The sequence below is a fragment of the Pigmentibacter ruber genome, from assembly GCF_009792895.1.
GTDB classification, from domain to species: Bacteria; Bdellovibrionota_B; Oligoflexia; order Silvanigrellales; family Silvanigrellaceae; genus Silvanigrella; species Silvanigrella rubra.
The window spans coordinates 1,285,403-1,298,633 of the sequence record NZ_WSSC01000001.1; the positions used below are offsets into that span (position 1 = coordinate 1,285,403).

The 13,231-nt window shown below is 27.3% G+C and carries 9 protein-coding genes; 5 read left to right on the forward strand and 4 right to left on the reverse strand.

The features are described 5' to 3' along the window. Positions 1-41 precede the first annotated feature (41 nt). Both GOY08_RS05315 and GOY08_RS05320 read right to left on the reverse strand, forming a co-directional pair. Positions 42-1,031: a hypothetical protein gene (locus tag GOY08_RS05315; protein ID WP_158997824.1), complete on the reverse strand. Its 990-nt coding sequence runs from the start codon at positions 1,029-1,031 to the stop codon at positions 42-44. 9 nt (positions 1,032-1,040) lie between these two features. Then, positions 1,041-1,592 carry a recombinase family protein gene (locus tag GOY08_RS05320; RefSeq protein WP_158997825.1) on the reverse strand — a complete coding sequence of 184 codons (552 nt, stop codon included), beginning with the start codon at positions 1,590-1,592 and terminating at the stop codon, positions 1,041-1,043. 188 nt (positions 1,593-1,780) lie between these two features. Between GOY08_RS05320 and GOY08_RS05325 the strand changes: the two genes are divergently transcribed. From GOY08_RS05325 to GOY08_RS05335, 3 genes are all read left to right on the forward strand, one after another. Further along, entirely contained in the window at positions 1,781-4,777 is a 2,997-nt protein-coding gene (locus GOY08_RS05325; RefSeq protein WP_158997826.1) for a Tn3 family transposase, read from the forward strand. A gap of 226 nt (positions 4,778-5,003) precedes the next feature. Beyond that, positions 5,004-5,231 (forward strand): hypothetical protein, encoded by a 228-nt coding sequence (locus GOY08_RS05330; protein ID WP_158997827.1) that lies wholly within the window; start codon positions 5,004-5,006, stop codon positions 5,229-5,231. A 60-nt stretch (positions 5,232-5,291) separates the two neighbouring features. Next, on the forward strand, positions 5,292-5,741 hold the full coding sequence (locus GOY08_RS05335) for a hypothetical protein (RefSeq protein ID WP_158997828.1): 450 nt from the start codon (positions 5,292-5,294) through the stop codon (positions 5,739-5,741). 29 nt (positions 5,742-5,770) lie between these two features. Here GOY08_RS05335 and GOY08_RS05340 read toward each other — a convergent pair whose 3' ends face one another. Continuing rightward, complete coding sequence (locus tag GOY08_RS05340) at positions 5,771-8,590, reverse strand: TrlF family AAA-like ATPase (RefSeq protein WP_158997829.1); 2,820 nt, start codon at positions 8,588-8,590, stop codon at positions 5,771-5,773. Between the two features lie 736 nt (positions 8,591-9,326). Between GOY08_RS05340 and GOY08_RS05345 the strand changes: the two genes are divergently transcribed. Then, entirely contained in the window at positions 9,327-10,766 is a 1,440-nt protein-coding gene (locus tag GOY08_RS05345; RefSeq protein WP_158997830.1) for an SH3 domain-containing protein, read from the forward strand. A gap of 134 nt (positions 10,767-10,900) precedes the next feature. Here the strand turns inward: GOY08_RS05345 and GOY08_RS05350 are convergent, their stop codons facing one another. Next, a complete protein-coding gene (locus GOY08_RS05350; protein ID WP_158997831.1) occupies positions 10,901-12,331 on the reverse strand; it encodes a M61 family metallopeptidase in 1,431 nt (476 codons plus the stop codon). A 562-nt stretch (positions 12,332-12,893) separates the two neighbouring features. Between GOY08_RS05350 and GOY08_RS05355 the strand changes: the two genes are divergently transcribed. Beyond that, the gene (locus GOY08_RS05355) at positions 12,894-13,049 is read left to right on the forward strand and encodes a hypothetical protein (RefSeq protein WP_158997832.1); all 156 of its coding nucleotides are present in this window, start codon (positions 12,894-12,896) and stop codon (positions 13,047-13,049) included. Positions 13,050-13,231 lie beyond the last annotated feature (182 nt).

The window sequence follows — 13,231 nt, forward strand, 5'->3', positions numbered from 1 at the left end:
TATCTCAAAAAAATTATTTATGAAATACGAATTCAATAAATCTAATTATCTTCAACTGAGAATACCTTGATATGTGTACCAAGTATGCTATTAAGATGTTGTAATAAGCGATCTTGAAAATCTTTACCGCCAGTCATACTATCCTCATAAAATAAAACTCTAAAGTGTGATATATCAAAAGGAATTTTTTCAATTTTATTTCGATCTCCAATTAATATAACTGGTTTTTGCATCGCATGCGCATATCCTATTTCATAATAAACATTAGGGTTTTGTTCTGAAATATCTGCAATAATTAATGAGGAAATTGTAATATGTTCTATTATGTCATTTAATAAAACGCCGTGATTATAAATTTCATCAGCTCTCTTTAATGAACATATTTTTTTACATGATTCTTTAATTATTTTAAAATATCTCTCATTATAATTGTCTTTAAAAGGCATAATCATAAATATTTCTGGCTTAATATATTCAACACAAAAGTCTGTGATAATTAATTTAGTTTTTCCTATGCACCAGACGCCACTCTGACTTGTTTTAAAATTATAAATGCTTTGACACGATAATATTTCTACATCATTCAAAAATAAGCGAATTTTTTTTCCAAATACTTCTACTTTTATCTCATATTCAGAGTCTTTTGGTATTTTTGTTATTAATTGCGACGTCGAAAAATTTTCCCATGTTTGTGAATTAAAATAACGAATATTTAAACCAAAAATAGAATTTATACCCGCACTTAAAAATGATTTTTTCTCAGTATCGTAATTAATTATTATTTCTGCACCATATTGTTCCAGATTTTGTTGTTCATTTTCTTGTATATCTGGAATATCAACAAATTTTATCTTACATTTTATAGTTCCATTTAAAAAATATTGATTAGAAAGTAATGTTCCAATAGGCAAAAATTTTTCATTATTATATTTATATTTATATTTATCAAACTCAGTCTTACCATCAAATGTAACTAAAGTACTAGATAACTCAAACAATCCAGACAAAGGAAAAAATTTATAATTTTTCATATTAAATACCTAAGTTAACGATTTATAACGATAAAAACTTCGTTCTGATATTTTCAATAAACGACATATTTCTGAAATTGAAGAGTTTTTCTTTTCATAAAGATCTATAGCAGCTCGAATCTTATCAGAGGATATAACCTTAGGTCTTCCTCCTAACCTACCTCTTGAACGTGCAGCTTCAAGACCAGCTCTTGTTCTTTCTTTGATGATATTACGTTCTAACTCCGCGAAAGCACCTGTCACATGGAAAAAAAATTTCCCTGTTGGACTTGTTGTATCAATATTTTCTACAATACTTTTGAAGCAAAGTTGTTTATTATTTAGTTCATTAACAAATGAAATTAAGCTAGAAAGCGTTCGGCCAAGACGATCTAATCTCCATACGACTAAAGTATCACCAGGTCGCATATAATTTATTGTGTCATTTAAACCTTTTCTCTCAATTTTTGCTCCGCTAGCAATATCTGAGAATATCTTTTCACATCCAGATTTAGAAAGTGCATCATTTTGTAAGTTGCAAGACTGATCAGCACTTGAAACTCTTGCATAACCAATGTACATAAAATTCTCCTAGATATTTTGCAAAATTTAAAATTATGTCATAACTCATCTATTGTGAGAGTTAATGGCAGAATGATTTTGGCATCTGTTTTGGCACAAAAATATCCGCAAAAAAGCATACTTACCCGATAATACATATCTACTGCCAAAAACCAAGGTTTATGTCAGGTATTTTGAGGTAACAATATATGCTTAATTTTGAGGACACTGCATATCCGAGATTCAAAAAATCTTATTCAGAAAGTGAATTGCAAAAGTTATTTTATCCAAGTGAGGAAGAAATAGAATTTTGTAAAAATAACTCTACAGGTGAAAAACCACTTCTATGTATGGTTCTTCTTTTAAAAAGCTTTCAAAATATTGGTTATTTTATTCAGCTTAATGAAATTCCAGAGCTTATAATAAAATTTATTGTTGAAAAATCAAATTTTAAAGGAACAATTAATGAATTGATCCATGGATATCAGGATTCAGGTTCAAAAAGAAGGCATGTTAAATGTATAAGAGAATATTTAAATATAAAACAATTTAATAATGGCGGAAATGATTTACTTGAAAATGTTTTGCCAGAAATGGCATTAATTAAGCATGAACTTATAGATTTAATAAATATTAGCTTGGAATATCTTGTTAAAGAAAGATTTGAGATTCCTGCTTTTAGAACTATTCATGATATTTGTAAATATCATAGAGCAAAAGTTAATCATAAAATATACATAGATATTTTTGAAAAACTTGATCAGTCTGGAAGATATTATTTAGGAAATTTGTTCCTTGAAAGAAATCAAGAACATTCATTGTGGGATGATTTAAAAAAAGATTTAGAAAAACCTAGTTTTAAAGTTATGGCTGATATGCTGATGAGACAAAAATTATTGCAAACCATGTCACGATATAACAATTTAATTCAATATCTTCCACCTATAAAAATACAGACATTCTATGAAGAAGCTAATGGTTATGATATTGGAAGCTTATTTAAAGTTAAAGAAGACAAACGGCTTACTTTGATACTTTGTTTTTTATATACAAAATTGGCTAGAATTAATGATGATTTATGCAATGTTTTTATAAAAAGAATAAAGAAATTTAATGTTCGAGCAAAGTTTGAACTTCAACTTTATCTTGATAAAAACTCTGAAAAGACAGAGTCAGTATTTAAAACATTTAATGAAATTGAGGATCAAGTAAAATCTGGAATACAAGAATTAGAAAAAATCAATGAAATTACGAATATTGTGAATAATAATCAAGAATTATTTGACTATGCAAGAACGCAAGTAGAATCTGGAATTAAAAATTTTAACAGATTTGTGTGGAACCATTATAAACAAAGTAGAAAAAGATTACTGAAAATACTTACAGCACTAAATTTATCCTCTACTAGCGAAGATAGTTCAATCATAAATGCTATTGAATACATGTTATTTCACAAGGATACAACAACTGAATGGTTATATCCAGGGCGAATTTATAAGCGGAAAGGAAAAACAGGCCCAATTCTAATTGATTTTTCTTGGATACTTGACAATTGGTGGAAGTTAGTAACTGGAAAAAAGAAAAGAGATGGTTTCCCCCAAAAAATAAATAGAAAACATTTTGAGGCTTGCTTATGTAATCAAATAGCGCTTGAGTTACAAGCAGGAGACTTGTGCATAAATAATAGCATAGATTACTCTGATTATAGAAAGGAACTTATTTCAGAAGAAGAGTCTCTTAGAACGCTAGATGAATATGGAAAATTAATAGGAATTTCCACTAATAAGAAACAATTTATTATAGATATTCAAAGTAATTTAGAAAAATCAGCTAATTTTACTGATGAAACTTTTCAAGAAAATCCAGATTTTAAAATTCAAAATGGAGAACCTAAATTAAAGAAATATATTCCTATTGAAAAAGATAAAGCAAAACTAAAAGAACTTGAGAGTATGCTTGATAAAAAGATGCAAAAACATTCTATGTCATTGTTAAATATATTAATTTCTGGAAATAATTTATTGAATTTAACAAAGTTCTTCGGACCAAATAGTGGACACGCAGCAAAAATTAAAGATGAAGAAATGCGTTATATTCTAACAATTTTTGCTTATGGAACGGGTCTTGGTCCAACTCAAACAGCAAAAGCTGTTCCTGAAGTAAATAGAAGAAAAATTTCATTTTTAAATTTAAGACATACTTCTGTTGATAAAATTGATAATTGTATTAGAAGTGTTATAAATATTTACAATAAATTTGATTTACCTAAACTCTGGGGAAATGGTTCAAGAGCCGCTGCAGATGGGACTCATTGGGACATGTATGATAATAATTTACTCTCTGAATATCATATAAGATATGGTCAATTTGGAGGAATTGGATATTATCATATTAGTGATACCTATATTGCATTATTTTCTCATTTTATATCTTGCGGTATGAGAGAAGGAATATTTATTTTAGATGGACTTTCTAAAAATAAATCAGATATCCAGCCTGATACAATTCATGGAGATTCTCACGCTCAAATGCTCACAGGATTTGGTTTATCCTATCTCCTAGGTATAAAATTAATGCCCAGAATAAAAAATTGGAAAGATTTAAATTTTTACAAACCATCTTCAGAACAGATTTTTAAACATATTGATTCCTTGTTTACAAAAGAAAAAATTGATTGGGATTTAATTGAAAAATATTTATATGATATGATTAGGGTCGCTCATTCAATTAAGGCTGGTAAGATAAATCCATCAACAATATTAAAAAGATTAAACACTAGTTCTAGAAAAAATAAATTGTATTATGCCTTTAGAGAATTAGGCAGAGTTATACGAACAACTTATCTTCTCAATTATTTATCCGATCAAGATCTTAGAAGAATAGTCCAATCTTCAACTAATAAATGTGAATCATTTAATAAATTTGTAAAATGGATTTACTTTGGTGAAGATATGATTACTAAGAACGACAGAGAAGAGCAATTGAGAGTTATAAAATATAATCATTTAATAGCTGTCGTACTTACTTTTTATAATGTATATGCAATAACAAAATCAGTTAAAGAACTTACATCGGAAGGTCTCAAAGTAGATCCTATTCTTATTTCAAAAATTAATCCGTATCGAACTGGCCATGTAAACAGATTTGGAGTTTATGAAATCCAGGATCGAAAATTAGATGATATTGACTTTGAACTGAAAGTTTGAATGGTGTAAAATGGGAACAGTATACACCTAGTGCTTAATTATTGAGCTAAAAATTTAAAGTGGCCCGATTCTGTACGAATTCTTACCTCCTACCAACTTATCCGGAATATCTTCATTTTCAAACATTTAATAAGTTTTTTTCATTAAAAGGCCGGATCGGGAAATTTTCTTCTTATAATAGTCTCTAGAATCTAAAACCATTCACTTCCAACTAGGAGACTCATCTATGTTCAGTTATCAAGCCATTCCTTTAATAACAGCAGCCAATCAGATCGTTTGGGGTATTTTACCATTGCCAGCAGTCGGTGCTTCTACATCAGGCTATAGTACATGGGTGATTCCAAGCACTGATCCTGATATGCTAATTGATTCCATAAATGCATTTCAAAAAGATCCTCAATTTCTTATTGGGTATACTCTTTTAGTAGGGCTTCATTTATGGGTAAAACAATGAAGCTGATATCAATTTATTTATATAATAATCAATCTTTATCTACAATTAGGAGCAAATAGTATGCAAGTTTTTAATCTTACATCAAAAGTAATATCAAATAATCTTGTACTTTGGAGGATTGAATCAGCAAATTACATAGGAAATCAAAAAATTAATTCATTGCAAGGAACTAGCTCTTTTCAAAATGTTAAAGACGAGATTATCGAAGCTTTTGAAGATGATCCCCGTTTTCCTTGCGGATCAATGTTATGCGAAAATGGATCGCCATTTTATACTAAGGTTTCATATCCGTGTTATAATCTTGAAATTAGCGAATTAAATAATTCTTTTAGATGGATTATTACTGCTTCTGATTATTTAGGAACTCCAAAAACTCCTGCTTTGCAAAACTCAAGTCCTACTAGAGAACAAGCAGAAATAGATAGCAAACATTCTTTTAATAATGATCCTCGTTTTCCACCTGGCTCTCATTTAATGAAAAATAAAGAAAAATTTTGCAATAAGCCTTAACTGGAAATAGTATTTTGTTACTAAATGATTTAAGGTTTGTAGTTACTTAGTGCTTTGAATATTTTGTAATATCTATCTTGCAAAGCTTTTTCACCACCTTCTACGACATCACAAACAGCTTTTCGAATCTTTTCATTTTGTAAAGCGCCAGTCTCTTTATGTCGAATTTGTGGATCTTTTCCTCCTGAAAATTTTAGGTGAATGATATTTTCTGCCCCTGTATTTATTGTAATATTAGCATTGTGGGTTATGATAATAACTTGTTGATTTTTTTTGTAGTTTTTTATTAGTGGTATAATTGTATCCGAAATAAAAGTAAGATCAAGATCATCTTCTGGTTGATCAATGCAAAGTGTTTTATTTTCTATATTCATAACAAGTTCTAAAAATGCAGCAACTTTTTCACCAGGAGAAACATTGCTAATTGGTTCAAAAGATTTGTTTTTTGATATTTCAACTTTGATTGTATCTTCAGGAAAGAATAAATCAAGTTCATCTTTTTTATTTAGTAATATATTTTTTAATTCTTTTTCAGCAGAGTTTTTAGGATTAAACTCAAACCATTTTCTCTTTTCATCATGAATATGTTTAAAAATGTTATCTATATTATCGTTTTTTGAGGATAAAAAAGTATCAAATAAAAAGCCACTTTTTTCATCTTCAGATAGATAAAATGAAGAATATCTTTGATTTCGAGTGCCTATTTCATTCTGAAAAGATTGAGAAACATTTCTTTGACATATAAGATAACTTATTTTAATTTTTTTGAAATTATTATTTAATTTTGATTGATTATTGTTAATATCATCTATTTTTCTTTTTATCAATTCCCTTTTTTTTTGTTCAAGTTGAATAATATCTTTTTTAATTTTTTCTTTATCTTCATTTAATAGAATAAGGGCTTTTTTTTCTGATTCAATTTTTTCTTGCTCTTTTTTTAATTTATTTAATTTTTCAAAATCTTTTGAAAAATCTTGAATAGAGGCACCGTATTTATTTGTAAGTTCTTCATATTCTTTTTTTATTTGAATGTAATTTGAGTAAAAATATGTGTTTTCATGTAAAATCGATAATGTATCAAAATGCGAGTTTATCTGTTTTATATTTTCATGTAATAAACTTGTTAATTTTGTCAATTCAGAATTCCACTTAGTCAATTCATTTTTTGTTTTTTCATCTAAATTAGAATTAATTTGAATGTTATAATTTGTCTCTTTATTAGGAATTTTATTTAGTTGATTAATGAAATTTTCTTTAATAAAATCAGTTGATGTATTGAGGCTTTCATTTAAGCTATGATATAGTTTGTATTTATTGATAGTATCTTTATATTCTGTACTTTCAATTACTTTTATTTTTTCTTCAAGGATTTTTATTTCAGAATCAATAGATTCTAATTTAGATACTGAATTAGTAAATTTATTTATTTCTTCAATTTTTATTTTAAGAGTAGAAAATTTATCTTTAATTTCTTCATTAATTTTTTCTAATTCTTCCTGAATAAATGATTTAATATATTCAAAAAAGTTATTTTCTTTTTGGCAAATTTCAAATATTTCTTTTTGACTAAATATTTTAACTGGAAGATATGTTTTTAATTGATCTTTCAAGATTAGACTATTATTTATGGTCCATTTTTTATCAGAATGTTCATATTTGAATGTTTCATACTCATTGTTAAGATTATTTAATGTTAGAGAAATTATCGTATTTATTTTTAATGCACCAGAATTTTCTTTTTCATTTCTTTCTTTAAAAAAATTTTTAAAACTATCTCTGTCTTGATCACTATCAATGACTGTAGGGTTTGATAAGATTTTTAAGAAATTAAAAATAGAAGATTTACCGCTGCCTCTGCTTCCTATGATAATATTTAACCAAGGATTAAATTTAATATTTAGAGGATCTTGTATTCCAGCAAATAAAGCATTATGTATTTCAATATTATCTATATACTTATGTTTAATTTCATTTAAATTTTCTGACGTGTCATTACTGCGTATTACTGAGTCAGAGCCATCATGAAGAGCAAGGCGGAGAGATTCAAAACTTGGGGTCTCCATTTTTACCCATGTAAATAATTCTTCTGTTGTATCTAAATTATGTGAATCTGAACCTAAAATAAAAGTAGTATTTTGTTTTTTATATTCCTCAATTTTTTGGGATATATATTTTAGATTTTTAAGTTTTTCTTTAGCAGGGTATTCAGCGCTTTGAGAGTCATAATTTTTTTTAAAATTTGAATTTTCATTTTCAAGATGTTTTATTTCGTTGGCAATATTATCAAGATTGCCTTTAAATTCCATAGCTAAAAATTTTTGTTTTGATCTTAAATAGTTATCAAGTTTAGGTTTGTTTTTAATATTGAAAAAGCCATTATCACTTCTATCAATATGAGCTGGTATTACAATAGCATTTTCTTGTATTTTATCAATCCAATCAAACTGACTTTGAATTTTTCGTTCTTGATTTGGAGCATCATAAAATAAAGCGCTATTTATATTAAAGGTTCCTCCAATTAAACGCTCAATATCTTTTGCATTCATACTATCTTTAAATATTAATATAAAATGTATTTCATCAACTGTTAATTCAATCCCTTTAAATATATAAAAATATCTGTATTTTTCATCTTGTTTCTTTAATTTTGAGAGGGAATCAGTTACACCATCGATCCAACCTGTATCGTTATGATCTGTAATAACGACACAATCAAGTCCTTTTTCTAAACACTTATTTATCCAGTCTTCAGTCGTTATATGTTTTTGTTTATAATCCGTTGAACAAGGTGTATGAACATGGAAATCTATTTTCCACCATTTAGCTCCTGTAAAATTGCTTTGAATCATTTTTCATGCGCCTATAGAGTAAGAGATATTAATTATTAATGAAGAAAAGAAGTGAGGAGACACTGAATTTAAATACATTCTTCGAATTAACCATTTTTACTTAATAAAATCAAGCAAAAAGAATAGAATGATTATGAAAAATTATTTGATATAGTAACAAACAATCAGATTTCATGAATGTCATTCTAAATTTATTCTGTGAATACTGTTTAATCTCGATAATGTAGCCAGTTTCAACGTCAGACTCTAAAGACAAAATATGTAATTTACACTTTAGCAGGATAATAGAGCTTATCCTGACTCTTGATAGTTCCATAAGACATACATTAAAAAATAGGACATAGAGAACATTACGCTGTTTTTAAGCAAAATTTTAATTTTTTGATATCTTAGTCTCATCCTCTTTGAGAAACGACAACCTGCCTACCTCAGGGCGGTCGAATCCTTACCTCTTACCAGATAGATGAGATATCAGATTCTTAAATAAAAATAGTGATCATATTGAATATAGAATAATTCTAAAAAAATTTCTTTTACTTTAAGTGCTGAAATATTAAAGTATATTTTAGAAAGTTAAAGGATGTTATTGAGAAAAAAATGAATAAATTGTAATGTCAGCGACAAGAAATTGTTCTTCGTAATTTATACGTAGTTCTTTTTTGAAAAAAATAATGGCTAAATTCTCCTATTTTTCAGCTATCAAAGAAATAAAATTAAACATAAATAGAGGTAAATCATGGAAAAGACTTTTCTATCAATTGTGAAACGTACGTTTATAATTTATGTGTTTTGTATTATTTCCTATCCTTCACTTGCTTTTAATCCTGAACAAATTCAAATTTTTCCAATAAATAAATATAATCAAGATATAAATCATTTTTTTGATCAAAATTCCTCCGAATTTAATGTTCCGATTTTTCATAATTCAATCATTGAAAATAAAGTCTCAGATTTTAAAGAACGCTTTATGGGTTCTCAATCACCTTGGTCCGAAAATTATGTGTCTCAATTTTTAAAAACAAATCCCCCTGAGGAGTTATTAAAAAATAATTTCCGCAAATTTAGGGAAAATTGTGACACAACAAATCCTAAAAGCTTTTCATCAAATTTTAGACCATATTCTTGTTCTTGGTTTGATCATACAATATCAAAAAATAGCAACTTTCAGCAATTTACAAATCCTCATTATAATTCGAAATATCGAGCCATTGCTATAAATAATTCAGAGGCAAAGCTTTTCCCAACTTATGATCCTCTTTATTTCAACTATAAAATTGCTGGTAATGGTTATCCTTTCGATCAACTACAAGATTCTTCTATTTGGATTGGTAGTCCTTTATATGTTATCGGAATGAGTCAAAATGGTTGGTCCTTGGTAATCACTCATACAAATATTATGACCTGGGTTCCCTCTCAAAATATTGCTTTTGTATCGGACAAATTCATTAAAAATTATATTACATATGCAAATACAAATGGATTTCGTTCTATTATACGAACAGAAGCGAATATTACTGTAGATGATCAAAACTTTAAAAATCTGAATACAGTTGCTGGTTATATTGGGAGCATTTTTCCAGGAAAAAATAAATCTGAAAATACAGTATGGATTCCGCATAAACTCAAAGATGGAACTGCAAGGTTAGTTTCAGCTGAAGTAAAAAATGAAGGAAGCACTTTTTTTCCTCTTTCCCCAACACCGGCTCATTTTTCCAAAATTATAAAAGAATTAAATGGTAGAACATATGGATGGGGCGGCATGTATTTTAACAATGATTGCTCCCAAGAAATGCAAAGTATTTTTTCAGTTTTTGGAATATGGCTCCCACGTAATTCTGTAGACCAATATAAAACAGGAAAAATAATTGATTTAAGTAGTCAAAATACTGAGCAAAGAATACAAAGTTTAATAGATCTTGGGCGTAAACTTGTTACCCTTGTTTACATACCAGGTCATATTATGCTCTATGTTGGAAATATAAATGGAACACCATGGATTTATAATAATATATGGGCATTAAGACCCGCTGACAATAGTTACCGCTCTGTCATTGGACAATCCTTATTTTTACCAGTACTTAAAGAATACACCATTGAAAATTCCATTCTCATCTCTTTGGCAGACGACAAAAAAAGATCAAAATTTATTTTGACTTATTTAGATGAAATGCTCTGAATATTCATTCAATAAATTTGGTAAAAACAATCTTATTCTTTAATCTGTTTTAAAGGTAGTAAGAATTATTGATTGTAAAAAATTGACATCCTCACCTTCGTAAGTATTTTATTCCATCAAGCTTACCACTTGCATTAAGTCAAGTTTAACCAATTTAAACAAGTCGTCCTTTGATTATCCCAGTCGGAAATCATCTGAAATTCTGGAACTAATATTTCTTTTTGTGTCTGCTTACGGTTTTTATCTAAAATATTATACTTTTTATATTTCTTTTCAAAACAAGGACCCAAGACATCTGGCGCAATTTGGATGGGGCTTGACATCTCATCTATCGGAGGTTGCTCACAACCGTTGTGTATTTTTTGGATATCTTCTTCAACAGAATCAATATGAAAAGGATAATTTTTAGCTAAATTTATTACATTTAATTCAGTATATGTATTTTTAGAACTTATCATGCTTTGAATATAATCATATAATGAATTTTTATTTAAAGTATTTTTCTTAATTTTGGCATTCCAATTAGCAGCAATTAATTCACCTTGGATATAAGGCAGATCTTGCACACTGCTATTACTCCAGAATTCATCTTTTATTTGTTGCTGCGAATAGCAAATATAGGGTGATGTATAATAAGATTTTATTACTCTATTAAAATTTTCTAAGTATTTTTTGATAGATTCTTTTTCTTCGAGTGGTTGTTTATTGTATTGCATTTTAAATGCAATATGTGAAGTGAAAAAATTAGTGAAGCCCTCTCTAAACCAGTTAAAAGGAGAGTAGATAAAATTAAAATTATTTATTTTTACTTCAGATGTTTTAAAAGTTTTTCCGGGGATCCATTTATGAAAATATTCATGTATTAAAGTTCTTAAACTATATTCGTCAAGTAAGCACGAATTTCCTTCTAGAAAAAAAGAAAAAGCATTAGTTAAATTTAATCCACCATATCCTTTACAAAGATCAACTTCTTTAGGTTGAATTAAACCTAATTCAACCAAATAATATGGCTCTTTTTGAGTTTGTTTCATATATTTTCGTTGGAAATTAATAATATCTATTACACTATTAGTAAAATATTCGTCTGTAAATTGCCACTTTCCCTGAATAGCTGTTATAACCTTTCCATGAGAATTTTGTTTTATTTCATAAAAGCGATATTCTGACCCGCCTATAAAAATACTTTTTTGGATCTCTTCTAAAGTAGACAAAACTTTTTGAGAATAAACCTGTTTGCCGAAACTATTTGCAAACCCCCAGTTATCAGGCAAATTCCATTTAAAGTAAAAATTAATCAAATTGTGTGGATTTTTCTTTTTAATTGTTTCGGGATAAATAAGAATTGGTAAACCAATAAATTTAAAATATTTTTCTTGCAAAATTGGGAAGTAGATATCTTCGATTTTACTTGGCATTCCAAGATTTTTTTGTTTTACGTTATAAGTCAATTCAATATACTGTTTTCTGGATATATTTGATAAAAGTAATTGATAGTTATTAATTTTTTCAAAATTTGCTCCTTTTATTTTTATATCAGATATTGATTCAGGGAGGCCTTCAGGCATATGAGGCTCATAAGGCAAATTTAAAATTAACTCTTTTGCATTCTTTTTAATGGGAAATTTTGCTTTGACTTTTAAATAACATATATTAATTTCGCAATTTTTAGGGAAATAATCAAATGTGTAGCTTAAATTTATAGCAAAAATATGTTTCATTATAAATATATTTGAAAATAAAATAATATAGTAAAACACTCTATTTTTCATTATTTATTTCTTTCAATAATTTAAGGTATTAATATTTATAAATTTATAAAAAAATATATAAATTTATAAATTTATAAATATTACGAAAAATAAAATCGAACAACTTTTAATTAAAAAAAAGATAATATTATGTTGTTTTGAAAAATTTATTTTAGAGGAAAACTTAGAATCAAATTTTCAGTAAGATTTAAATATTTTTGAAAAGAAAAAAATCAGGTCAATTTTCAATTTTAATGAGATTGGTAATAATACAATTAGTTTTATTTTCTGACAAATAGCTTTTAGAAGTTAGGTGGATTAATAGAGCTTATCCTGATTCTTGATACCTCCATATATTCGAAAAAATAAGAAAAATATAATGAATAGTAAAAAATTTGTTGTTTTCTGTTTTTTGAGTTTAATGATTTTATCTTCCTTATATGCTTCAAATATAGGTTCTATTTTTAGACCAACTGGTAGCTGGGATCGAAGGAGCTTTGAAAACAAAAAAGAAGAAAATATAGTTCTTTTTTAGTTACGGTGATGGCTGAGAACTTACAGCTAAATGGATTGATGAATGTTTAAATTTGACTAATATATTGATTTTTATGATGTATTTATGATAAAATAGTATTCATTCTAAACTTGACTTTAAATAATGAAATAAATCTAATAATTTGCGATTAATATAAAATACTTATTGAAAAAACTATATTT